This window comes from [Mannheimia] succiniciproducens MBEL55E, from assembly GCF_000007745.1.
GTDB classification, from domain to species: Bacteria; Pseudomonadota; Gammaproteobacteria; order Enterobacterales; family Pasteurellaceae; genus Basfia; species Basfia succiniciproducens.
Genome location: NC_006300.1, coordinates 818,537 through 843,590, shown reverse-complemented (window position 1 = coordinate 843,590; position 25,054 = coordinate 818,537). Strand labels below are relative to the sequence as shown.

Sequence of the window (25,054 nt, the reverse complement as noted above, 5' to 3'; positions counted from 1 at the left end):
TGCGGCAATTTTAACCGCACTTTTAAAATTTGTTATTTTAAGACCAGCTAAGGTTTTATTAGCATATAATATCGCTATTTTAAGCCACATTGCGCCCGATGTCTAAGAAGATGATCAAGTAATACGATTGCCGTCATGGCTTCCGCAATGGGAACCGCCCGAATACCCACACAAGGATCGTGCCGTCCTTTGGTAATCAGCTCTACGGGTTCGTTATTTAAATTTACCGTGCGCCCCGGAACGGTAATGCTTGAGGTGGGTTTTAAAGCGATAGTTGCAATAATCGGTTGCCCGGTGCTGATACCGCCTAAAATACCGCCGGCATGATTCGAAAGAAAACCTTGCGGTGTCATTTCATCTCGGTGTTGGGTTCCGCGCTGTTCCACAACGGCAAATCCGTCGCCGATCTCGACCGCTTTTACCGCATTGATTCCCATCAGTGCGTGAGCAAGATCCGCATCAAGCCGGTCAAAAACCGGTTCGCCTAAACCGACAGGCACATTTTCCGCCACCACCGTTAATTTCGCACCGATAGAATCGCCGTCTTTTTTCAATTGACGAATCAATTCGTCGAATTTTTCCACCGCACTTTGATCAGGGCAAAAAAACGGATTATCGTTGACTTGCGCCCAGTCTATTTCGCTGATGTTTTGCGGCGCAATTTTAACATCACCTATTTGCGATAAGAAACCCCGTACTTCCACACCGAATTGTTCACGCAAATATTTTTTAGCAATAGCGCCCGCCGCCACCCGCATCGCCGTCTCTCGAGCGGAAGAACGACCGCCGCCGCGATAATCGCGGATACCGTATTTTTGCTGATAGGTATAATCCGCATGACCGGGGCGGAATTTATCCATAATATCGCCATAATCTTTCGAGCGTTGATCGCCGTTTTTGATGATCATACCGATGCTGGTACCTGTGGTTTTACCCTCAAATACACCGGATAAAATCTGCACTTCATCATCTTCGCGACGAGGAGTGGTATAACGGGACGTGCCCGGCTTGCGACGGTCTAAATCCGGTTGGATATCCGCTTCCGAAAGCGCCATATTCGGCGGTACCCCGTCTACAATACAACCCAACGCAATACCGTGTGACTCGCCGAATGTAGTCACGCGGAATAATTGCCCAATGCTGTTTCCTGCCATGTTGTGTTCCTTTTATTTTTGTAATTTTAATTGTTCGTTGCCTAATTTCACTTCTTCATCGGCGTTTTGATTTTTGATAAATACATCTAACTGATTAAACGCGATTTCAATGTTGTGCTGCGCTAATAGCGTATTAATTCGATTATTCAGGAAATCAATAGTCGGATTACGATCGGAAATGTTGCCCACATAAACCCGCAATTCATGATCCAACGTACTTGCACCGAAAGTTAAAAAATATACCACCGGACTCGGCGTTTTCAGTACTTTATCGCAATCATCCGCCGCTTGCAGCAATAATTTCTTCGTTAACTCAAGATCAGAACCGTAAGCAACACCAACGCGAATAATCACCCTTGTTACCGTATCTGATAACGCCCAGTTCACCAAACGTTCCGTTACAAAAGCTTTATTCGGCACAATTACTTCTTTCCCGTCAAAATCTACCAACGTGGTTGCGCGAATTCGGATTTTAGATACTGTGCCGTTAAATTCGCCCAAAGTGATCACATCACCGATTCGTACCGGGCGCTCAAACAAAATAATGATACCGGAGACAAAGTTGGCAAAAATTTCCTGCATACCGAACCCCAACCCCACGGAAAGTGCGGCAAACAACCATTGGAGTTTTGACCACGACATACCCAAAGTCCCGAATGCGAAACTAGCCCCTAAGGCAATAACCGCATAGGTTAATAAGGTCGTTATCGTATAAGGCGTCCCTTGCGAGAGTTTTAGGTTAGAGAATATTAATACTTCCAATACACCACCGATATTTCGTACTAATACGTAGGTGGCGAATAATACCAAGATAGCGATTAATAAATTAAATAAAGTGACGGACTCCATAACGGTACCCGATTCGGTAGTTACCGACTGTTTCCATAAAGTTACGCCGTCTAAATAATAAGCCACCGTCACTAAATCCGACCACACCCAATAAAGCAGTCCGAATAAACAAAGCCATAACAGGAAGTCCGTGATTTTTGAGATTTGTTGTTTTACTTCGCTCACCGCCAAAGTTTCTTCTTTAACCTCTAAAATGACTTCGCCGCTATCAACCTCCGGATGTTCGCTGGCTTCCGCTTTCGCTCTGGCTTGTTCACGTTTTTCCTGTAAACGTTTCGCCGCTAAACGACGGGAGGTTACGGAAAATGCGCGTTGAATTATATTGCGGAAAATAACCCAGGTAATTACTGCAAAATAAGTAGCGACCAAATGCTCAATGAGCACTAGTGCAGTGTAATAATAACCGACCGCAATAAGCACAATTAAAATAATCGGCGCCAGCAATAATACCGCTCGGATAAGATACAAGACATAAGTATGCGTACCTTGCTTATCATTATTGGTGGCTTCTTGATAAGTCGAAATCGCTTTACGGAAGCCCGGCGCAACTATAAAGATAGTGACTATCAATACGATAATAGTCATCGTTTGTCCGAGCACATCATAAGTCACGCCCATTTCCAAATTAGTGAAAATAGACGTATTCAACAATAATGCAATCACCCACACCGACTGTTTTAATATTTTACGGAAAGTTTCGTTACTTTGTTTCGGCATACCGAAATGGGTATAGCCGATACCGTTCGGGCGCAACATCGCCAGCAAAAAGGCGAAAGACAACCAGTACACCGACATTTTTAAGCCCCAAGGCCATACCTGTGTCGGGTCCTGAAAACAAATATAAGTTACTAAAATAAATACGGCTAAGAACATGAAGGTACTTGGCAAACACAAAATAATCGTCCAGAAAATCGCCAAAGGCGTATTCCACTGATTATCCGTACCTAATGACTTAATTTTATTATTAATACGGGTTAACTGTTGTTTGATCTTCTCTTTTTTTCTATGAATAATCGCCGTCAATGCAATTAATAATAAAATCCAGAAAACCGCAGGAACAAGATTATCCCGCCAGTTTGAAAAATCAAAAGTATTGCCGATACCGCGTAATTGATACCGAATCAACATCGGCGCGTCCTGCAGCCATTTCAAATCGATATTACTATTACTTTTAACCCAGAAACTCTGTTGCTTCAGCTTGGATTGCAAAGCGTCACTGATAGTTTGAACCTGTTGCTGATTCAGTTCTAAATTAATAGAAACATTTAATTGACCGTTTAATTGTTTAAGCAAATCCGTCAACACTTTATCCCGGGCGGCTAAAATATCCGTTAATTGGTTTTTCTCGGCATCCGTAAAGGTGACTTTATCGCTTTTCTCTAAACTAGCAATATAAGCCGGCGCATTATTGACATTGTTCTTAAACTCGGTGATATCAAAAATCTTTACCCGCAGATCCGCAATCTGTTTCGGCAGCCCTTTAATCATAGAATCCTGTGGCAACGATTGCTGCTGTTTATTGATAATACGGGATAAAACCAAAGTGCCTTGCAACGCACTGATTTGTTCTTCAATATTATGCTGAGTTTGTTGCAGATTATCGAGTATGCCTTTGACACGCAAATTATCCTGCGATAATGCGTTGAGTTTGGTAGTTTGCTCCAATAAATCTTTAGTAACGGCAGTATTTAGATCCAACTCCCGAACAATCACCGGATTTGTATTCGTCGCCGCGCTTTTTTGCTGAGACTCGGTAGCTTTTTCAACCTGTTCCTGAGTTTTTTCTAAATTTTTTTCGTTAATAATATCTTGTAACGCCGTCAGTTGCTTTTGTAACTGAGTTTGCTCTAACGTCTTCTCATTCACCTGGCTGGTATAGAGGTTGGTTAATGCATTATTACCATACAGTAAAATCTGATTGTAGGCATTTTTGAGTTCTAATAAGGCAAGTTGCGCCGTTAATTTAGTTTGTAGAGTCTTCTCAATATTAACGTTTGAAAGCTGGCTATTTAATGCCTGAGATTGTTTTAAATTCTCCGTCAACGCCGCTTGTGCACGCTCCGGTGCGGTTTTTTGCCCGGACAAATTAGCATTTAAAGTAAGCAGCTCCGCCTGTAAATTTTGCAAATTCTCTGTCGCCGACTCACTTCTGTCTTGTAATGTCGTCAGGCTTAACTTACGAAAATCCTCTTTTAACTGCTCGACGGTTTTTTCCTGTTTTTTGAAACGCTCGATATTGGCTTTACTCTCTGCCAATGTTCTGGTTGACCGATCAATATCTTTATTTAATTTTTCATTATCCGCTTTTTGTTTGGCAATCTGCGCTAATAATTCCTGTGCATCTTGTAAATTTTGTACAAGCGCTTTATTAACCTCGGTCTGCTCATCTTTTTGTAACTGTTCAATTTGCGCCTGCAAAGACTTCTCGGTTGGCAAATCCGCCGCAAACGTACTTCCGACAAAGGCAAATACCAAGCTTAAAGCCAATCCAAAAGAACGGATGATTCTTATCATATTCACTTTCCTAATAAAGTCATTAATTCTGTTTTTAATAAATTTCTTGAGATTTTAATGGTGCCTTCTTGCCGGGCTTTTTCTACATCGAGCGGAAAATAGGCAACCGGTTGTTTAAAACGTTCAATTTTATCTGACAACCAAATTTTCAATTTTTCTACCGCACTTTTAAAATTATTTTCCGTATCGGCATCCAAATTAAATTGGATCATCGCAACGGGACGCTGCCCGAATTCCGCATCATCCCTTGGCAAAATAAACACTTGGTTGACAAGTTCATAGCCTTGGATGATATTTTCAATTTCTTCAGGCTGAATATTCTCACCGCCGGAAATGAACATATTATCTAATCTGCCAAGCAAGACTAATTCATTGTTCAACCATTGCCCTTTATCTTTAGTTTGAAACCAACCTTGTTTATTCGTTAAAGTCCGGATTTTTTGATCGATCCAATACCCCTCGGCCAGCCCGGCACCTTTTAGCCAGATTTCATCATCAACAAGTCGGTATTCTCTACCCTTTAATGGCAACCCCACACCGGCGGTTTCATCACTTTCTTTGGCAAAAACCGTAGACCCCATTTCCGTCATACCATAACCCGAATAACATTGTATGCCTAAGCGGTTGGCTTGCCGGGTTAATTCGAGGGGAATTTGCGAACCGCCTAATAAAATGTGCTTGGTGCAAACAAACTTATTCGGATGTTTCGCCAAATAGCTCAATAAACGCTGTAACTGGGTTGGCACCAGAGAAACATGACTGACACCGATAACCGAAGCATAAAAATCCGCTTGCGGCAAAACAAGCTCACCGCCCTGCTGCAACCAACGCCAAAGAATACCCTGCCCGGAGACATGATACAGCGGTAACGACAACAACCAGCTATCATTAGCGCCAAACCGCATTAACTCGCTCACACCAACAGCATTAGCCAAATGCGCATTGACGGAATGCACCGCCGCTTTCGGCAAACCGGTGGAACCCGAGGTTAAAGTCATGGTATAGCCTTCGGTTAAAGTAAAAGTGCGGTCGTCTTTTGCCGAATTTTTTAGTCGCCGGCAATGATATTGAGAAGAAGAAAAATCAATGCGCAAGCTGATATCGTTCAATTCGCATAACCGATTAATTTTTTCAACCGGAAATGCCGGGTTTATGCCCAACACCCGCAAACCAAGCTGTAGCCCCGCTAAATAAAAACATAATAAATCCAGGCTGTTTTTACCGCATAAAGCAATACCCTGTCCCATACTCAAACCTTGCCGTTGTAATGAGAGACGGGTTTGCTCAATGCGTTGGGCTAATTGCGGCCAAGTAAAAACTTCGCCTTGCAAATCATCTCGCAAGGCGGTTTTATTTTGGTACTGTGCCGAATTCGCATAATTCAGCCAAGGAAACATCAGCATGGAAATCAATTAAACGACGGCAAAATAAGGTCTGACTTCGTCAATCAATTCTTCCGGCAATTCCATAAATTGCATGGTACGTTCAAGCATTAACATTTTACGACCGCTGTTGGTATTGGTTATCACCCAATAAGGCGTATCGGGAATTTGACGCGGTTTGGTATGATTGCCCGCCGCAAGCAAGGTCGCCTCATCCCGGGCATAATAGGTTCTGGTACGCCCTTGTGAGGTTTCCTGCTCCGTTGCCTGTGCAAAACTTTCCGGATTCGTGCGGTACAATACGGATAAAATATTTAAAAAGCGCACCACCATTTTGCTTTCTTCCTGAAAAGCTTCCGACTGCAACAAATTCTTCACTTTCGTCACAATATGTTGAATGGATTGCGTTGATTGTTTGCGCGCCGGGGTTCTAATTTCCTGTTCGGAAGAAGGTTTCGGCGTTTCCGCAACGACATTTTTCTCCGCCGGCAATTGCGTTCCTTTTTCCTCGTTAGTTGAATTCATCGTTGATTGAGTTAAATCCACCGCAGTTAAATTTACGCCGGATACCGGCAAATTCAATAGACGACGCAAAATATCCGATGCACTTTCACCGATTGATTTAGTCTGGCTGGCAATGTACTGATAAAGTTCTTCATCTACTTCAATAATTTTCATTCTATCTTCTCTCAACAAATGACTTGATCCACAATGGAATTTTTATCATTATAGCGACTTCTTTATAAATACTCTAGGGTCGTAAACGTTTCAAAATGAAATTACTCAATTATCAGTTTCATCAATTAAAACAACCTTCTAATCAAGCTACAATGGTTTTCATTCACGGCTTATTCGGCGACATGAATAATCTGGGAATTATTGCCCGAGCTTTTAGCGACGCTTACAATATTTTACGTTTGGATTTGCGCAATCACGGACAAAGTTTTCATGCCGACGAAATGAATTATTCATTAATGGCGCAAGACATTATTCATTTACTTGAAACCCTGCAATTAACGAAGGTTATTTTAATCGGACATTCCATGGGCGGCAAAGCGGCAATGAAAACAGCTGCGCTGCGCCCCGATTTGGTGGAAAAGCTGATTTGTATCGACATCGGTCCGATTGCTTACGCCCATCGTTGGCATGACGACGTATTTGCCGGTTTGTTCGCGGTGAAGAATGCGCAAGCATCCTCCCGCCAAGAAGCTAAACCTATTTTGGCAAGCTATATTAAAGACGAAGGCGTGATTCAGTTTATGCTAAAATCCTTTGACGGTAATGCAGCGGAAAAATTTCGCTTTAATTTGAGCGCACTTTTTAATAATTACGGGCAAATTATGGGCTGGGAGGAGGTCTTTTTCGACAAGCCGACCTTATTCATCAAAGGCGGAAATTCGGATTATCTCCAGTCCGGATACGGCACGCGGATTTTAGCTCAATTTCCGCAAGCTTCCTCCTTCACCATAAACGGTAGCGGACATTGGGTTCATGCGGAAAAACCGGAGTTTGTCGTAAGGGCGATTCAACGGTTTTTAGAATCAAATTAATCGGTAAATCCTGTTTAACTCAATAGTTATTTATGTTATAGTCCAACATATTTTTCCGAAGAAGAAAATCATTCTCACAATGAGAATGATTTTTTACTTTGACAAATTCAGTGATTTGAAAATGGCAAAACAAGATGCAGATTATATAACTTTAGATCTGTTCGCTAATGTGCCGAAAATAGGACGCCCGAAAACAAATCCACTGAGCCGCGAACAACAAATCAGAATAAATAAACGCAATCAACTCAAACGTGATAAATCAAGCGGTCTAAAACGTGTTGAATTGAAATTGCATACTGATTTAGTTCGGCAGTTAGAAGATTTAGCGTCTCAGCAGCAGATTAGTCGAGCGGAAGTTATCGAGAAAATTTTACAAAATTATTTCAATATTCAAGAAAATAGGTAAGAAAAGAAATGGCAATTGTTGGTTTATTTTATGGTAGTGACACAGGCAATACGGAAAATGTTGCTAAAATGATCCAAAAACAATTAGGAAATGAATTAGTTGATATTCGTGATATAGCCAAGAGCACAAAAGAAGACATTGAAGCCTACGACTTCTTAATGTTCGGTATTCCGACCTGGTACTACGGCGAAGCGCAATGCGATTGGGACGATTTTTTTCCGACGTTAGAACAAATTGATTTTACCGATAAATTAGTGGCGATTTTTGGTTGCGGCGACCAGGAAGATTATGCGGATTATTTCTGCGACGCGATGGGAACCGTGCGCGAAATCGTAGAACAGCGCGGCGCAATTATTGTCGGTAACTGGCCAACGGAAGGCTATTCTTTCGAATCTTCCCGTGCTCTAATTAATAACGATACCTTTGTAGGTTTATGTATTGACGAAGACCGCCAACCGGAATTAACGGCCGAGCGTGTCAATACTTGGGTTAAACAGGTTTATGATGAAATGTGTTTAGCGGAATTAGCCTAATAAAAAATAGGAGAATAAAATGTCTGAAGAAAATATCAAGCTGCTTAAAAAAGCAGGTCTTAAAATTACAGAACCGCGCTTGACGATCTTAGCATTAATGCAAGAGCATAAAATGCAGCACTTCTCTGCTGAAGACGTTTATAAACTTCTATTGGAAAAAGGTGAAGAAATCGGTTTGGCTACGGTTTATCGCGTGTTAAACCAATTTGATGAAGCCCATATTCTTATTCGTCATAATTTTGAAGGCAATAAGTCCGTATTTGAATTATGCCCGACTGAACATCATGATCATATTATCTGCGTGGACTGCGGTAAAGTATTTGAATTTAATGACGATATTATTGAGAAACGACAACAGGAAATCAGCCGCGAACATGGTATTCAGTTACAAACCCACAGTTTGTATTTATACGGCAAATGCGCCGATATAGATAAATGCGATAAATAATTTCTTGTAAAAGTGCGGTAAATTTTACCGCACTTTTTTCTTTCTTTTTTACCTAAAAATCCCAATTAGTTTCCTTTTTGTGATATAATCCGCCTAATTTTTCCATAAGAAAATTAGGATATTTAAATGACTGAATTAGTCCAAGATATAACCCCCGTTAGTATTGAAGAAGAACTGAAATCTTCATATCTCGATTATGCAATGTCCGTTATTGTCGGCCGTGCATTGCCTGATGTGCGTGACGGTTTGAAACCGGTTCATCGCCGCGTACTTTTCTCCATGAACCAAAGTGGTAACACCTATAATAAATCTTACGTAAAATCCGCCCGTGTTGTGGGGGATGTAATCGGTAAATACCACCCTCATGGCGACAGTGCCGTATATGACACTATCGTACGTATGGCTCAGCCCTTCTCATTGCGTTATATGTTGGTTGACGGCCAAGGTAACTTTGGTTCTATTGACGGCGATGCGCCCGCCGCTATGCGTTATACCGAAGTACGTATGCAGCGCATTACTCAGGAATTATTAACCGATTTGGATAAAGAAACGGTAGATTTCTCACCAAACTATGACGGTAAAGAAATGATTCCTGACGTGTTACCGACTAAAATTCCGTCTCTTTTGGTTAACGGTTCTTCCGGTATCGCAGTAGGTATGGCTACTAATATTCCGCCGCATAACTTAGGCGAAGTAATGGACGGCTGTCTTGCCTACATGGATAACGAAGATATCAGTATTGACGAGTTAATGCAGTTTATTCCCGGTCCCGACTTCCCTACCGCCGCCTTGATTAACGGTCGCCGCGGTATTGAAGAAGCCTATAAAACCGGGCGCGGCAAAGTTTATGTGCGCGCAAAAGCAAGTGTCGAAATTAATGACAAAGGCCGCGAACAAATCATTATCACGGAAATCCCTTACCAGGTAAATAAAGCGAAGCTGGTAGAAAAAATCGGTGAATTAGTGCGTGATAAAAAAATTGAGGGTATTGCCGGCGTTTTAGATCTTTCCAACAAGGAAGGGATTCGCCTTGAAATCGATATCAAACGGGATGCCGTAGGCGAAGTGGTATTAAACCATTTATATGCGTTAACTCAAATGCAAGTGACCTTCGGTATTAACATGGTTGCATTGGATCACGGTCAGCCCCGCCTGTTCAACTTAAAACAAATTATTGAAGCCTTCGTAAAACACCGTCGTGAAGTGGTGACCCGCCGTACGGTTTACGAATTGCGCAAAGCGCGGGAACGGGCGCATATTTTAGAAGGTTTAGCTATTGCACTGGCTAACATTGACCCGGTTATCGAATTGATCCGCGCTTCAAAAACAGCGGATGAAGCGCGCGAAAACCTATTATCCCGCGCCTGGTCTTTAGGAAACGTGGCGCCTATGCTGGAAGCGGCGGGTGTTGATGCATCCCGTCCCGACGGTTTAGCCGCGGAACTCGGCGCCCATGACGGTCAATATTTTTTATCAGAAACTCAGGCTCGCGCAATTCTTGAATTACGGCTGCACCGTTTAACCGGCTTAGAACATGAAAAAATCGTCGAGGAATACCATGAAATTTTACTTCAAATCGGCGAATTAATCCGTATTTTAACCAGCTCGGTGCGGTTAAACGAAGTGATTCGTGAAGAATTGGAATTAGTTAAATCCACTTACAACGATGAACGTCGTACGGAAATTACCGCTGCTTCAGGCGACATTAATCTTGAAGATTTAATTGCTCAGGAAGATGTTGTAGTAACACTTTCTCATGAAGGTTATGTAAAATATCAACCGCTTACCGATTACGAAGCGCAACGTCGCGGCGGTAAAGGTAAATCGGCGACCAAAATGAAGGAAGACGACTTCATCGAAAGATTATTAGTGGCGAACACCCATGATACAATCCTTTGTTTCTCAAGCCGCGGTCGTTTATATTGGCTGAAAGTTTATCAATTACCGGAAGCCAGCCGTGGTGCTCGCGGTCGCCCTATCGTGAATATTCTTCCGTTAGAAGACAATGAACGTATTACGGCTATTCTTCCGGTGGCAAGCTATGACGAAGATAAATTCGTTGTAATGGCAACCGCCTGCGGTATTGTGAAAAAAACCGCTTTAACGGAATTCAGCCGCCCGCGTGCTAACGGTATTATTGCGGTGAATTTACGCGATGAGGATGAATTAATCGGTGTTGATATTACCGACGGTTCAAACGAAATTATGCTGTTCTCTTCTCAGGGCCGTGTAGTTCGTTTTGCCGAAGCGGCAGTACGCGCGATGGGACGTACCGCAACCGGTGTCCGCGGTATCAAACTTGCCTTGACCAACGATATTTCCGATGATGAAAGTGCGGTGGAAATTGAGGAAATTTCTGATGATAATGCAGAAGACACATTAGATCTCAATATCGACAAAGTGGTTTCATTGGTTATTCCGAAAAATGAAGGTGCAATCCTGACTGCAACACAAAATGGTTACGGCAAACGTACCGCTTTAAACGAATACCCGACTAAATCGCGTAATACAAAAGGTGTGATTTCAATTAAGGTTAGTGAGCGAAACGGTAAAGTTGTAGCGGCGACCCAAGTTGAAGAAACCGACCAAATCATGTTAATCACCGATGCGGGAACCCTCGTTCGCACTCGTGTCAGCGAAGTGAGTATTGTCGGACGTAACACCCAGGGCGTACGTTTAATCCGTACGGCGGAAGACGAACACGTTGTAAGTTTAGAACGTGTCGCCGAACCGGAAGAAGACGAATTTGACGCTGAATCCCCTGAAACTGCGGTTGAAAATTCAGAAGAATAATCTCTTTATTCATAAACCGAACGGCTACTTAGAGTCTATTTAAGTAGCCGTTTTTGTTTGAAAGTCTATATCAGATTTAACCTTAATCTTCATTATTTTTACGAATACCATACTTGGCGTCCATAATATATTGATTATTAAATAATTTTAATAGATAGGTTAAGTTTACCGGGCTGACGCTCTACCGTTTATTTCTTACGCCAACTTATCTCCCAGCAAAAACTGCAGAACCGAATCCATACGTAAATGCGGGATAATTTCACCGCTTTCGAGCGGTTGAGGTTCGAACTGGTCAAAATCGAATTTCTGTTGTTGCCAAAAATCGATACTTGGTAACCGGCTTGGTACTGACCCCGGATAAACCGTCACCTGCCGTTTATCTTTTGAACGTATGCCTTGTAGGGCTTTAAAGGTTTTTCCTTCCTGTTCCACCAATACTTGTTTTGTCGCTCTGATGGCGGCAATTGCCGTAAAACCGGTTTCAATGCCTTCAAAAGCGACATGGCGACCACCGTCTTGCACCAGTTGACGCATTAAGCTTACCAAATTAGGAATTTGATCGCTGGTAATATGATCCGCTTTGGTTGCGATAAACATTAATTTATCAATACGGGGATAAAATAACCGGTTAATTAAGCGCCGTTTCCCATAATGAAAATTCTTAAATAATTGCTGTAAACCTTCTTGCATATCCTGAAACGCCTGCCGACTATGATTTATAGGAGTCAGGCAGTCCGCCAGAATGAGCTGGCGATCAAAATGAACAAAATAATTTTCGTAAAAACCTTTCACGACTTTATTTTTATAATAATCGTAACGTTGGTTGAGTATGGCAAAATAACTATTTGGTTTTGCTTCCTCCTTGAGCTTCTTCCAATCCTTTTCCGCAAGATGCAGCAAAGGGAAAAATTGCAAGACCGGCGCCCCCTCCAATTCGGCGGGCAATACAAAACGTCCGGGTTGAATAAAATGCAATCCTTGCTCTTTGCAGGCTTGTAAATAGGCAGTATAATCCTTAGCTATTTGAGCCAAAATATCCTCATCTGCCATCGCAGTCAAATCTAATTTTTTTGTTTTTTCCAGCCAGGTTTGAGCCAATTCGGCACGTAAACCTTGCCGTAAATTCTGTTGTTCCAGACTCCATTGCTGATAATTTAAATTCAATAACGGTAAATCCAGCAACCATTCACCGGGATAATCAAAAATATCAAGATAAAGAGTGCTTTTTTCTTTAATATGACTAAAAAGCCCCGAATTATGATAACGAACGGCCAGTCGGGTTTCGCTTACACCACGGGTCGATTGAGGCCACTGCGGCGGACTTGCCATAAGCGAATTCAAATTTGCTTCATAATCAAAACGGGGAATATTCAAATTGATTTGCGGAATACGTTTAACGCCGACAATTCGCTGCTGACGAGCGGCTTCAAACAACGGCAAATGCCCGTTTGTTACATTATCAATGTTAATTAATTGATTGATTAAACTGGTTATAAATGCTGTTTTTCCGCTTTGACTCAACCCTGTCACAGCAATACGCAGCGTGCGGTCAAGCCCACGATTGATGAATTGATTAACTTCTCGTTGAATACTGGTAAACATCTTATGATTCCAATTAAAAATAGCTAATTACCTTAATATGTCTTAAAATTCCCTATAATTTATCACGAATACATTTGTTATGTTTATTAGAAAAGTTACTTTTATTGGTTTTTTGCTGTTTTCCGCTATGTTGCCGTTTTTCTCATGGGCGGCTCCTCGTGTGCCTGAAATCCTTACCCAAAACGGGCTGATTTATTGCACCCATAGTTCCGGGTTCTCGTTCAACCCGCAAACCGCCGATGCGGGAACCAGTATGAATGTAATCACGGAACAAATTTACAATAAATTATTTGAAATAAAAAATAATAGTTCGCGTCTTGAACCTTCTTTAGCGCAATCTTATAAAATTTCCGAAGACGGAAAAACAATAACGGTTTATTTGCGCAAAGGCGTAGAATTCCATCATACGCCTTGGTTTACCCCAAGCCGTAACTTTAATGCGGATGATGTGGTTTATTCGCTAAACCGCGTGTTGGGGCATAATACCTCGTTACCGGAATTTAATGCCTCCGAACAGCAAAAAGGAATGAAACGTCAATACAACATTTTTCACGAGTTAGCCAAAAAAACCCGTTTTCCTTATTTTGACAGCATTAAATTAAATCAGAAAATAGAAAGCGTAACGGCGCTTGACCCTTATACGGTACAAATTAATTTATTCGCACCCGATGCGTCAATTTTGTCACATTTAGCAAGTCAGTATGCCATTATTTTCTCCCATGAATACGCATTGCAGTTAAATGCCGATGATAATCTGGCACAATTGGATTTACTACCCGTAGGAACCGGTCCTTATCAGGTTAAAAATTATTTCCGTAATCAGTATGTGCGTTTGATTCGCCATGAAAATTACTGGAAAAAAGAAGCCGAAATTAAAAATATCATCATCGATCTTTCACCGGATCGCACCGGTCGGTTGGCAAAATTCTTTAATAACGAATGCCAGATTGCCGCTTTTCCGGATGTGAGCCAATTAGGATTATTACAGGAAAACGGCGAACGTTTTCAAACCACCTTATCCGACGGTATGAACTTGGCGTTTTTAGCCTTTAACTTTAAGCGTCCGTTAATGCAGGATGCGGAAATTCGCCGTGGTATTGCACAAGCGATTAATCGTCACCGTATTATTAAAGATATTTATTACAATACCGCATCCGTCGCCAATAAAATTATCCCGAGCGTTTCCTGGGCGGGCAGTGATTCGAACAATCATTCCTTTGCCTATGATTATGATCCGGCGCAAGCGAAAAAAGTACTGCAAGACAGACAATTAAGTCTGGATATGTGGGTATTGAAGGAAGAACAGCTTTATAATCCTTCGCCGATAAAAATGGCGGAACTGATTAAACATGATTTAACCAAAGCCGGCATTGAAGTAAAAGTGCGGTTAATTTCCCGTAATTTTTTGATGGAACAATTACGCAATAACAGTGAAAATTATGATCTTATTTTAGGCGGCTGGCTTGCGGTAAGTTTAGATCCCGACAGTTTTATGCGGCCGATTTTAAGTTGCGGAACCACCAGCGAAATTACCAACTTATCGAACTGGTGCTCACAAAGCTTTGAAGAAATTTTAGATCGTGCGCTAATCAGCAATAGCACTAATGAACGCGCGGTCAATTACCATCTTGCCGAGCAGGAAGTGTTATCCGAATTACCTATATTGCCGATAGCCAGTGTTAAGCGAATTCTGATCTCTAACAGCAATGTACAAGGAGTGGAAATGTCGCCGTTCGGCAGTATTTCTTTTGAAAAATTATCGTTCAAGAAAGGAGAAAAATAATGCTTTACTCCTTTTTACGCCGTCTGTTTTTACTGTTAATCATCTTAGTAATACTTTCCGCTGTCAGTTATACGATATTTATGCGCGATCCCATCAATCAGGTATTTGCCGAACCTTACTTTTATTCGGGCTATTTCACTTATGTGGATAGCTTATTAAAAGGTGATCTGGGGATTACCTATAATGGCGGAGATTCCTTATTGATGCTGATCTTAACCGTATTGCCGCCGACTTTGGAATTATGCTTTGCAGCAATGATTGTAGCATTTTTATTCGGTGTACCCTTTGGTTTACTGGGGGCTTTTTTCAATAAGAATATTTTTGGTAAAGCGATTAATGCCGTTTCATCCCTAGGATTATCCGTACCGGTGTTTTGGATTGCGCCGATCTTGCTTTATGTGGCGGCAATTCAGCATTGGCAAATTTCAGCCGTAGGACAAATTAATTTATTATATGAAATCAAACCGATTACCGGCTTTGCAACTATTGATGTGTGGTTTGTGGACGAACCTTACCGGACCAAAGTAATCCAAAATGTATTTCAGCATCTGATTTTACCGACTTTGGTATTAGCCATTACACCGACAATGGAAATTACTAAATTAATCCAGCAACGAACCGAATATATTTTAGCGCAAAATTACGTCAAACTATCCATTACCCGTGGGTGGCCGATTTGGCGCATTCTCACAAAATATGTTTTGCGCAATTCATTGCCTTTAGTGATTCCGCAAATTCCGAGATTAATTACCTTTGTCCTGGCGCAAGGGATGTTGATTGAAGGCGTATTCGGCTGGCCCGGTATCGGTCGCTGGTTGATAGATGCGGTATCCCAACAAGATTATAACAGTATTTCCGCCGGCGTTATTGTGATCGGTTTATTTATTATTGTGATCAACGCGTTAACCGAAATTCTGACATTTATTCTCGACCCGTTTAACAAGAAAGGCTGGTATGCAAGATAAAGAACCTTATGAATTTCGTCAAACGGAAACACTTAAAGCTATTTGGCACGATTTTCGGAAAGACCGGATTGCCTTATTCGGTCTGTATATTTTTATTCTGTTAATTTTGACCGCAGTTTTTGCCCCTTGGATTGCGCCTTATGCGAGTGATGACCAATTTGTCGGTCGCGAACTAATGCCACCGTCATGGTTTCCTAACGGTGAAGTAACCTATTTCTTCGGCACCGATGATATCGGCAGAGATATTTTCAGCCGCTTGATTAACGGTGTAAGCTATACTTTCGGTTCGGCTGCTATTATCATTATATTCACCGCGGTTGTCGGAGGAATGCTTGGCATCCTGGCCGGCATGTCATCCGGTATGAAATCCCGTATTTTGGGGCATTTTCTTGACGCTTTTTTATCCGTGCCGATTTTGCTCATTGCGATGATCATCGCAACCCTAATGGAGGCCAGTTTACTGAATGCGATGCTTGCGATTCTGCTCGCTTTACTACCGCACTTTATCCACGAAATCTATCAAGCCATCCAGCAGGAATTGAAAAAAGAATACGTACTCATGTTGCGTTTAGACGGCGCATCGAATATGGAATTACTGAGAGAAACCATTTTGCCCAATATCAGCGTTCGTTATATTAAAGAATTAATCCGTTCTTTTGTGGTGGCAATTCTGGACATTAGTGCGTTAAGTTTCATTTCCCTTGGCGCCCAACGCCCCACTCCCGAATGGGGCGCCATGATTCGGGATTCTTTAGAACTGATTTACCTCGCTCCCTGGACGGTTATTTTGCCGGGTTTGGCAATTATCATGACGGCATTAGTGGTGATTATTTTTGGTAACGGCTTATGTAAAGCTATTAGCAAACATTACGAATAGGTGAATTATGGCTTTACTCGATATTCGAAATTTAACAATTAAAGTAAATACGCCAAACGGCTATGTTAGCGTTGTCGATAACGTTAATCTAACCCTGAATGAAGGTGAAATCTGTGGCTTGGTCGGCGAATCCGGTTCAGGAAAAAGCCTGATAGCTAAAGTGATTTGCAACACCAGCAAAGACAATTGGATTATTACCGCGGATCGTTTTCGTTTTAACGACGTCGAATTACTTAAATTAAGCCCTTATAAACGCCGGAAATTGGTGGGAAAAGAGATTTCGATGATTTATCAGGAGCCGCTGAGCTACCTTGATCCCAGTAAAAAAATCGGTCAGCAAATTATGCAGAATATTCCTTCCTGGACATTTAAAGGAAAAATCTGGCATTGGTTCGGCTGGCGTAAACGTCGGGCTATTGAGCTGCTTCATCGTGTCGGAATAAAAGATCATAAAGATATTATGAACAGCTACCCCAATGAAATTACCGAGGGTGAAGGGCAAAAAGTGATGATTGCCATTGCCATTGCCAATCAACCGAGATTGTTGATTGCCGATGAACCGACAAATTCATTGGAATCCACCACCCAGCTACAAATTTTTCGTCTGCTCTCCAGCATGAACCAAAATAACGGCACCTCAGTACTGCTTGCCAGCAACGATATGGCGGGAATCAGCGAATGGTGCCATAGTTTTATAGTTCTTTACTGCGGTCAAAATGCGGAATCGGGGCCGAAAGAAAATATTCTTGAAACGCCGCATCATCCTTATACTTCTGCATTGCTGCACTCAATGCCCGATTTTTCGCAACCGATGCCGTTAAAAAGTAAACTAAACACGTTGCGCGGAACGGTTCCGCTGCTGGAACAAATGCCTATGGGTTGCCGGTTAGGACCACGCTGCCCGTTTGCACAGAAAAAATGTATTAAAAAACCGCCTTTACGTCGCATAAAACAGCATGAATTTGCCTGTCATTATCCACTAAATTTATTAGAAACCAATCGTAAAGAAAAAGATACCATTACACCGCTAACATTGAGCCCGGAAAGCAAAATCAGTTAAAGGAAAATAAAATGAGCGCATTACTCCAGATAGATAATTTATCGAAGTCCTTCACTGACAATCTCGGCTTTTTTGCCGAACATAAATTGCAAGCGGTTAAACATATTAGTTTCACCTTAGAAAAAAAACAAATGCTGGCAATTATCGGAAAAAACGGGGCGGGAAAATCCACTCTAGCCAAAATGATTGTGGGCATTATTCCGCCCACATCAGGGCGTATTCTATTTAAAAGCACGCCACTCGAATTCGGTGATTATAAACGGCGAGCAAGCCATATCCGCATGGTTTTTCAGGATGTCAATAATGCTTTTAATCCAAGATTAAATGTCGGGCAAACGCTGGATGACCCGCTTCGACTATTAACCACTCTCAATGAACGGGAACGTAACGAACGAATCTTCGAAACCTTGCGTTTAGTCGGGCTTTATCCGGAGCATGCTAATGTCGGTATCAATACGTTGTCTATCAGCCAAAAACAACGTGTCGCCCTTGCCCGCGCACTTATTTTGGAACCTGAAATCATCATTATTGACGATGCCTTAGGTTCCTTAGACGCCTCCGTAAAAACCCAACTTACTAACCTCATGCTGGATTTGCAGGAACGCTTAAGCCTCTCTTATATTTATGTGGGACAACATTTAGGTATCATTAAACATTGTGCGGATAAAATTCTGGTAATGGATGAAGGGGAAATGATTGAATATGGCGAAACCCGTCATGTGCTTACTCGTCCTCAAAACGATATTACCAAGCGTTTAATCGAAAGTTATTTCGGCAAAGAGCTTGATAACAGCGCCTGGGAAAAACCGGAGCAAAATGAAATGTAAAATTCTGAAAAAAATGACCGCACTTTGTCCGATTATAGAGTAGAATACGTCATAGCAAAATTTATTGCTATTGCCAACTATGTCAATATGTTATTCGGTCGTTGCCTCTATGCTAAAAAAATTATTTTCCGTTTTCTTATTTTTGCCCGTCACCGCATGGGCTCAATCTTATGTGGTCTATGATTTTACTCATAACAAGGTGCTGGAAAGCCGCTCGCCCAATAGCATTCTGCCGATTGCCTCGGTAACAAAACTGATGACCGCCAATGTATTTTTGGAAAATAATCGGAATCCTAATTGTTCAAGCTCCATTACCGATGAAGACTACGATCATATTAAAGGAACCCGCACTAAGTTACCTAAATACACACCGATTTCCTGTAATGAATTGCTGAAAGCAATGTTAGTCCATTCCGACAATTATGCCGCCCACGCACTCTCTCGCTCCGCCGGAATGAGTCGGGCGCAATTTATCAAAAAAATGAATCAAAAGGCGCAGCAATTAGGTATGAATTCAACCCGTTTCAGCGACAGTTCGGGCTTATCAAGCAGCAATGTGTCAAGCCCTATGGATTTAGTTAAATTAGCCAAATATTCCCTTGATAAACAGTTGATTAAAACGTTATCAAACACCAGAGCCACCTATATCCGGGCGGGGCGTCACAATGTATTTATGCAAAACACCAATAAATTGGTGCGTGAAGAAATGTTTGACGCCGCGATTAATAAAACGGGTTATATCCGGGAATCCGGCTACAATTTGGTTTTTGTCAATAAACATCAGTGTAATCGTTCAACCATCGGTGTAATCAGTTTAAATAATGCAAGTTCCGCTTACCGTTCCAACTTCACTAAACATAAATTGGAAGAATATGGCTGTTTAGCTGCAAATGACGTAGAAATTAATGAATTTAACGATCAGGATTTTGAAAACTATGACGAACAAGGATTGGCTCAATTAATAGAACAGGTAGCAAAATAGGGTTAAAAGTGCGGTTAAAATTTGCTGAATTTTGTTACCATTGCAATAATCGGCGCGATAAAAGAAATTTAAACCGATACGGAACAAAAAAGCCGTAAGCAATTAACTTACGGCTTTTTTATAGGAATATGGCGGAGGAACTGAGATTCGAACTCAGGGAGGGCGCAAACCCTCGCCGGTTTTCAAGACCGGTGCCTTCAACCACTCGACCATTTCCTCCGTGGTTTAAGTGTGGAGAAATATAATATAGTTATAGCTTGATGTAAACCAATATTTTTATTGCCCTTGCCTAACCGACGATAATTTAAACATATTGCTTATCCCAAAAGCATTTTGGTTAAAAATATTGACATTTATAGTACTTATCAGTAACGTACCCCTTAATTTATTCTCTTTATAAGGAAATTTCTTATGGCAGATTCCCGTATTGTCCTTGATGCCCGCGAGCAATCAACTTCATTACTTAGCACACATAAAGTATTACGTAATACTTACTTTTTATTGGGCATGACACTTGCCTTCTCCGCATTCGTCGCCTATATTTCCATCTCATTAGGCTTGCCGCATCCCGGTATTATCGTGACGTTAGTCGGCTTTTACGGCTTATTGTTTTTAACCAATTCGTTAGCTAACAGCGGTTGGGGAATTCTATCCGCCTTTGCCTTTACCGGTTTTCTTGGCTATACCTTAGGGCCGATTCTGAATGTTTATATCGGCGCAGGGTTAAGCGAAACCGTAGTTCTTGCATTGTCAGGTACGGCCGCGGTGTTCTTTGCTTGCTCGGCTTACGTACTGACGACCCGCAAAGATATGTCATTCCTTTCCGGCATGATTTTCTCGCTCTTTATCGTGTTATTGCTGGGCATGGTGGCAAGCATATTCTTCCAAACGCCGGCTTTGCATTTGGCGATTAGCGGTTTGTTTGTAATTTTCTCAAGTGCCGCAATCTTATTTGAAACAAGCAATATTATTCATGGCGGTGAAACAAATTATATCAGAGCGACCGTTAGCCTATTTGTTTCAATCTACAACCTATTCTTAAGTTTGTTACAATTATTGGGCATCTTTGGCGGTGACGATTAATTAAGTTTTAACGAAAATCCCCAACGCCTCTACTTTATTAGGGGCGTTTTTCGTATAATAAGCAAAATTTTTATAAAGGTTTTTATGTTAAACATTAATAATACGCAAATTGAAACGGATCCCGCGGGTTACCTTCTAAATCTCAACGAATGGAATGAAGATGTGGCAAAAGCCATTGCGGAAAAAGAAGGCGTGGTTCTCACGGAAGCCCATTGGGAAGTAATCTACTTCGTACGTGAATTTTATCAGGAATATAAAACGTCGCCCGCCATTCGTATGCTGGTGAAAGCAATGGCGCAAAAACTTGGCGAAGACAAAGGCAATAGCCGTTATTTACAGCGTTTATTTCCCGACGGCCCGGCAAAACAGGCGACAAAACTAGCCGGCTTGCCAAAACCGGCAAAATGTTTATAACCAAAGTATACTTGGCATAGTTAATTGAATATACCGGAGTTAATCGGGCTTAACCGCTTTCACATAAAACTTAGCTGGATTTTCATCATAACCTTGCAAGGATTTTTCGCCGTATAGACGCCATAAACAAAAATAAAGTTAAAAAATATGACTTTTTCGACCGCACTTTTATCCGTTAATGCTCGACAGAAAATAAACCAAAAGAATGCGTGCCGCTATAATCATTTTCTTCCACCCGATCTACTCTAGCGCTTGGCGGACCATGGCTTAACCAGTCGCGAAAACTATCGATTTGCGACGCGCTTCCTTCCGCAAGGATATAGACGGAACCGTCTCGTTGATTTTTTACGATTCCGTTCAATCCTATTTCAGTTGCTTTTTTCCAGGTAAAATAGCGAAAGCCGACACCCTGCACAATGCCGTATACCACAAATTGTTTTTTCAGCATATATGTCTCCAATCGTTGATCTAACTCGTAGATAATAGATTTTTTTACGTTTTTCTATTTTCATTTTAGTCAAATTAGACTAGGATACAAGTACCACTTTAAATGAACCAATCAAGCAATCCGCCGGTTTCATCAATTAAAGTGATAATTATCTATTTATACTCGTCCTTAACAACAAGGAGCCAATATGAAATTTCGTCTTACTGCATTAGCAGTGGCAGCGCTATTAACCAGTACAGCAAGCTTTGCTGGTGTTGTAACAACCTCATCAAATGTTGATTTTTTGGCAATTGACGGTCAAAAAGCAAGCAAATCTCTTATAAAACAAGCTCGTTCATTCAATATTACGGATACTAACCAGCACCAAGTTGTTGTTCGCGTTTCCGAAATTATTCGCGGCGGTTCAGAGTCTAATTTATTCGAATCGGATCCGATTGTAGTAACTTTCCAAGGCACAACAGAAGATATTCAAATTTCTGCCCCGACTTTACGCAGCGAGCGCGATGTTGAAAAATTTAAGCAATCTCCGGTAATTTCCGTTACTACCGCGTCCGGCGCAGCAGTTCAAACCAAACAGGAATATTTAACGCAAGAAGGCTTCTTACCTAGCGTAAACCTTGTTGAAAATTTATCAAACTACAACGCTTCCGGCGCCAAAGCGGCAGTAGCGTCTTTCGCAACCACAACAATGCCGACGGCAATGGGTACAACAGGTGCAGGTAAAGTTGCAAAAGGTAAAGTAACGGTCCAGGGTGAAAATGCGGCAGAACAAATGCTGCAATACTGGTTCCAACAGGCGGATAAAGAAACACAAACCCGTTTCTTAAACTGGGCGAAGAAACAGTAATTTCTTCACGTTATTTGATAAAAACAGATTGATTAACGTTTGGTTAATCTAAATCTTAAAATCCGGTTAGCTTTTCTAGCCGGATTTTTTATAAATGCCCGTACACTCTTTTAATCAACTATAGCATGCTATTATTAACATTCTAACAACATTTGTGTAATGCAAAGCAGCCAAAAGTGCGGTAAAATTTACCGCACTTTTCTATTAGGAATTATAACTATGAGTATTCGAATCCTTCCGGAGCATGAAATCAAAAAAACAGCGACCAGTTTTGAACAACCAGCACTGCTTTTCGCCAATCCTCAGAATTTATATGAGCGCCGGGCAAAGCGTTTGCGAAAACTTAGTGAATCTCATCCATTCGCGGAATATTTGAACTTCGCGGCGGAAGTTTCGGAAGTGCAATTAAAGATCTTAAAAATGCACCCATTGCCACAAGACGAACGTTTAACAAAAGAAAATTTCAGTTTAGATAATTCAATTCAACCTTTGCATACTAAAAATTGGAAACGAGATGTTATTTGGCGAGAATATCTCGCTGAAATTTTAGCACAAATCAAACTTAAAGCGACAAATCAAATAACAACAACCATTGATTGGTTAGAAAAGGCCTCGGATACAGAAATTGAATCTCTTGCCGATAAACTTTTAGCAGAAGATTTTTCTTCGGTAAGCAGTGATAAAGCTGTTTTTATTTGGGCGGCTCTTTCGCTTTACTGGCTACAACTTGCTCAACAAATTCCTCATACGACAAATATGGAAAGCGGTGAGAATCTTCACGTTTGTCCGGTATGTAATGCGGCACCGGTGGCGAGTGTCGTACATTTTGGCGCAGCTCAAGGCTTGCGTTATCTGCATTGTTCCCTCTGTGAAAGCGAATGGAATATGGTTCGCGCCAAATGTAGCAATTGCAACCAAGCTGAACATTTAGAATATTGGTCTATTGATGAAGAAATGGCGGCAGTACGATCCGAAAGTTGCGGTGATTGCCATTCCTACCTTAAAATACTGTTCCAGGAAAAGGATCCTCATGTTGAACCTGTAGCTGACGATCTGGCAACTATTTATCTTGATATAGAGATGGAAGAAAAAGGTTTTGCCCGCAGCGGATTAAATCCCTTTATGTTCCCCTCGGAAGAAGCGTAATTGATAATACGGACAAAAAATTAAAAATTTTTATTCGCAAATCTTCAGAATGTATGTTTTATCCTTACGGTTCCATTAACAAAGTTAAAATTTAAAAAGTATGACTTTTTATGGCTGGCAATTTATCCTGTAACAATTAAATTACTCAATGATCTAAAGCAAGGTTTTAGCCTTGCTTTTTCTTTATACTATTTGAAGTTAATTTTATAGGTAATTATTATGGCATATCAGGTTTTAGCTTTCGATTTAGACGGCACATTATTAAATTCACAGGGAATAATTTTACCAAGCAGCAAAAAAGCGATTGAAGCGGCCCGAGCAAAAGGCATGCAAGTTATTTTAGTCACAGGACGGCATCATACTGCGGTTAAACCTTATTATTACGAATTAAATTTAGAAACGCCTATTGTTTGCTGTAATGGTACTTATTTATATCAACCACAAACCGATGAAGTTTTACGCAGCAATCCATTTAGTAAAACACAGGCATTACAATTAATTGATATAGCCGAACGTCAAAAAATACACATATTGATGTATTCCCGCAATGCGATGAATTATATGGAACTTAATCCCCATATGGAAAAATTCCAAAAATGGGTGCAAAGTTGTCCGCAAAATGTGCGTCCCGATGTTCGTCAAGTTTCTAGCTTTCGCGATATAGTGAATAATGAAGATATTATCTGGAAATTTGTAATGAGCGCACCAAATAGAGAGCTTATGCAGCAAACGGTCAATATGTTGCCACAAGATCAATTCAGCTGTGAATGGTCTTGGATTGACCGGGTTGATATATCTAATAAAGGTAACACAAAAGGCTCCCGATTACTGGAATATTTACGATCCGTCAATATGAACCCGGAACAAGTTGTTGCTTTTGGTGATAACCAAAATGATTTGAGTATGCTAACAAGTGTAGGATTAGGTGTAGCCATGGGAAATGCGGATGAGATCGTTAAGCAACAAGCCAAATGCATTATCGGCACAAATAATGAAAACAGCATTGCTGATTTTATTGAAGGGCTTAAATAACTAATTTAGCTTAGTTCCAATCCTATAAATAAAGGCGCATTTGCGCCTTTATTTTTACTCAAAAGTGCGGTAAATTTTCCTACAGTTTTGCGCCTACGCGCGTCAATGGCGGTGATGACGCGCCGGTTCAGTTAGTAGGTATGGTGTGAGCACAAGCACAAAAAAAGCCCTCATCTCTCGATGGGGGCCTCTCTTCATAACAACCTGGCGGTGACCTACTCTCACATGGGGATACCCCACACTACCATCGGCATAACAGCGTTTCACTTCTGAGTTCGGCATGGATTCAGGTGGGACCACTGCACTATCGCCGCCAGGATAATTCCGTTTCAGATACTGACCGCGGATTCTTCTCTCCG

The 25,054-nt window shown here is 41.3% G+C and carries 22 protein-coding genes, 1 tRNA gene and 1 rRNA gene; 16 read left to right on the top strand and 8 right to left on the bottom strand.

Going from position 1 to position 25,054, the window contains the following annotated elements:
* Nucleotides 1-74: 74 nt before the first annotated feature.
* From aroC to seqA, 4 genes are read right to left on the bottom strand one after another with little or no spacing between them, the layout of a single operon-like run.
* Nucleotides 75-1,154 (bottom strand): chorismate synthase, encoded by a 1,080-nt coding sequence (gene aroC / locus MS_RS04025; RefSeq protein WP_011200044.1) that lies wholly within the window; start codon nucleotides 1,152-1,154, stop codon nucleotides 75-77.
* Between the two features lie 12 nt (nucleotides 1,155-1,166).
* On the bottom strand, nucleotides 1,167-4,517 hold the full coding sequence (gene mscK, locus MS_RS04020; protein WP_041639642.1) for a mechanosensitive channel MscK: 3,351 nt from the start codon (nucleotides 4,515-4,517) through the stop codon (nucleotides 1,167-1,169).
* A 2-nt stretch (nucleotides 4,518-4,519) separates the two neighbouring features.
* Complete coding sequence (gene menE / locus MS_RS04015; RefSeq protein WP_041640164.1) at nucleotides 4,520-5,914, bottom strand: o-succinylbenzoate--CoA ligase; 1,395 nt, start codon at nucleotides 5,912-5,914, stop codon at nucleotides 4,520-4,522.
* Nucleotides 5,915-5,929: 15 nt separating this feature from the next.
* Complete coding sequence (seqA, locus tag MS_RS04010; protein WP_011200041.1) at nucleotides 5,930-6,577, bottom strand: replication initiation negative regulator SeqA; 648 nt, start codon at nucleotides 6,575-6,577, stop codon at nucleotides 5,930-5,932.
* Between the two features lie 95 nt (nucleotides 6,578-6,672).
* Here seqA and MS_RS04005 point away from each other — a divergent pair, with 95 nt between their 5' ends.
* From MS_RS04005 to gyrA, 5 genes are all read left to right on the top strand, one after another.
* A complete protein-coding gene (locus MS_RS04005; protein WP_011200040.1) occupies nucleotides 6,673-7,449 on the top strand; it encodes an alpha/beta fold hydrolase in 777 nt (258 codons plus the stop codon).
* A 121-nt stretch (nucleotides 7,450-7,570) separates the two neighbouring features.
* Entirely contained in the window at nucleotides 7,571-7,855 is a 285-nt protein-coding gene (gene ybfE, locus MS_RS04000; protein WP_041640163.1) for a LexA regulated protein, read from the top strand.
* A gap of 8 nt (nucleotides 7,856-7,863) precedes the next feature.
* Nucleotides 7,864-8,388 carry a flavodoxin FldA gene (gene fldA, locus MS_RS03995; protein ID WP_011200038.1) on the top strand — a complete coding sequence of 175 codons (525 nt, stop codon included), beginning with the start codon at nucleotides 7,864-7,866 and terminating at the stop codon, nucleotides 8,386-8,388.
* Nucleotides 8,389-8,407: 19 nt separating this feature from the next.
* On the top strand, nucleotides 8,408-8,836 hold the full coding sequence (fur, locus tag MS_RS03990) for a ferric iron uptake transcriptional regulator (RefSeq protein WP_011200037.1): 429 nt from the start codon (nucleotides 8,408-8,410) through the stop codon (nucleotides 8,834-8,836).
* Nucleotides 8,837-8,962: 126 nt separating this feature from the next.
* Nucleotides 8,963-11,629, top strand: a complete 2,667-nt coding sequence (gyrA, locus tag MS_RS03985; RefSeq protein ID WP_011200036.1) for a DNA topoisomerase (ATP-hydrolyzing) subunit A — start codon at nucleotides 8,963-8,965, stop codon at nucleotides 11,627-11,629.
* Between the two features lie 195 nt (nucleotides 11,630-11,824).
* Here the strand turns inward: gyrA and MS_RS03980 are convergent, their stop codons facing one another.
* Nucleotides 11,825-13,231, bottom strand: a complete 1,407-nt coding sequence (locus MS_RS03980; RefSeq protein ID WP_011200035.1) for a YcjX family protein — start codon at nucleotides 13,229-13,231, stop codon at nucleotides 11,825-11,827.
* 79 nt (nucleotides 13,232-13,310) lie between these two features.
* Here MS_RS03980 and MS_RS03975 point away from each other — a divergent pair, with 79 nt between their 5' ends.
* The 6 genes from MS_RS03975 to MS_RS03950 all read left to right on the top strand — a co-directional run bounded on the left by MS_RS03975 (nucleotide 13,311) and on the right by MS_RS03950 (nucleotide 19,725).
* Nucleotides 13,311-15,014: an ABC transporter substrate-binding protein gene (locus MS_RS03975; protein WP_011200034.1), complete on the top strand. Its 1,704-nt coding sequence runs from the start codon at nucleotides 13,311-13,313 to the stop codon at nucleotides 15,012-15,014.
* Nucleotides 15,014-15,979 (top strand): ABC transporter permease, encoded by a 966-nt coding sequence (locus MS_RS03970; RefSeq protein ID WP_011200033.1) that lies wholly within the window; start codon nucleotides 15,014-15,016, stop codon nucleotides 15,977-15,979. The genes MS_RS03975 and MS_RS03970 overlap by 1 nt, the downstream gene beginning before the upstream one ends.
* Nucleotides 15,969-16,856: an ABC transporter permease subunit gene (locus MS_RS03965; protein WP_011200032.1), complete on the top strand. Its 888-nt coding sequence runs from the start codon at nucleotides 15,969-15,971 to the stop codon at nucleotides 16,854-16,856. Before MS_RS03970 ends, MS_RS03965 begins: the two co-directional genes overlap by 11 nt.
* Nucleotides 16,857-16,863: 7 nt before the next feature.
* Entirely contained in the window at nucleotides 16,864-17,916 is a 1,053-nt protein-coding gene (locus MS_RS03960; protein WP_011200031.1) for a peptide ABC transporter ATP-binding protein, read from the top strand.
* A gap of 11 nt (nucleotides 17,917-17,927) precedes the next feature.
* Nucleotides 17,928-18,743, top strand: coding sequence for a peptide ABC transporter ATP-binding protein (locus MS_RS03955; RefSeq protein ID WP_011200030.1), 816 nt, complete (start codon nucleotides 17,928-17,930; stop codon nucleotides 18,741-18,743).
* 109 nt (nucleotides 18,744-18,852) lie between these two features.
* Complete coding sequence (locus tag MS_RS03950; RefSeq protein WP_041640162.1) at nucleotides 18,853-19,725, top strand: D-alanyl-D-alanine carboxypeptidase family protein; 873 nt, start codon at nucleotides 18,853-18,855, stop codon at nucleotides 19,723-19,725.
* Between the two features lie 129 nt (nucleotides 19,726-19,854).
* On the opposite strand, the gene MS_RS03945 is transcribed toward MS_RS03950, so the two are convergent.
* Nucleotides 19,855-19,945 (bottom strand) — tRNA-Ser (locus MS_RS03945).
* 191 nt (nucleotides 19,946-20,136) lie between these two features.
* Here MS_RS03945 and MS_RS03940 point away from each other — a divergent pair.
* Both MS_RS03940 and MS_RS03935 read left to right on the top strand, forming a co-directional pair.
* Entirely contained in the window at nucleotides 20,137-20,808 is a 672-nt protein-coding gene (locus MS_RS03940) for a Bax inhibitor-1 family protein (RefSeq protein ID WP_011200025.1), read from the top strand.
* 84 nt (nucleotides 20,809-20,892) lie between these two features.
* Nucleotides 20,893-21,222, top strand: a complete 330-nt coding sequence (locus MS_RS03935; protein WP_011200024.1) for a TusE/DsrC/DsvC family sulfur relay protein — start codon at nucleotides 20,893-20,895, stop codon at nucleotides 21,220-21,222.
* A 175-nt stretch (nucleotides 21,223-21,397) separates the two neighbouring features.
* Here the strand turns inward: MS_RS03935 and MS_RS03930 are convergent, their stop codons facing one another.
* Nucleotides 21,398-21,670: an acylphosphatase gene (locus MS_RS03930; RefSeq protein WP_041639639.1), complete on the bottom strand. Its 273-nt coding sequence runs from the start codon at nucleotides 21,668-21,670 to the stop codon at nucleotides 21,398-21,400.
* A 187-nt stretch (nucleotides 21,671-21,857) separates the two neighbouring features.
* On the opposite strand from MS_RS03930, the gene MS_RS03925 reads away from it, so the two are divergent.
* The 3 genes from MS_RS03925 to MS_RS03915 all read left to right on the top strand — a co-directional run bounded on the left by MS_RS03925 (nucleotide 21,858) and on the right by MS_RS03915 (nucleotide 24,695).
* Complete coding sequence (locus MS_RS03925) at nucleotides 21,858-22,517, top strand: curli polymerization inhibitor CsgI-related protein (RefSeq protein ID WP_011200022.1); 660 nt, start codon at nucleotides 21,858-21,860, stop codon at nucleotides 22,515-22,517.
* Between the two features lie 219 nt (nucleotides 22,518-22,736).
* Entirely contained in the window at nucleotides 22,737-23,663 is a 927-nt protein-coding gene (fdhE, locus tag MS_RS03920; RefSeq protein WP_041639638.1) for a formate dehydrogenase accessory protein FdhE, read from the top strand.
* Nucleotides 23,664-23,882: 219 nt separating this feature from the next.
* Nucleotides 23,883-24,695 (top strand): pyridoxal phosphatase, encoded by an 813-nt coding sequence (locus MS_RS03915; protein WP_011200020.1) that lies wholly within the window; start codon nucleotides 23,883-23,885, stop codon nucleotides 24,693-24,695.
* Nucleotides 24,696-24,897: 202 nt separating this feature from the next.
* Here the strand turns inward: MS_RS03915 and rrf are convergent.
* Nucleotides 24,898-25,013, bottom strand: a 5S ribosomal RNA gene (rrf, locus tag MS_RS03910).
* Between the last annotated feature and the right edge of the window lie 41 nt (nucleotides 25,014-25,054).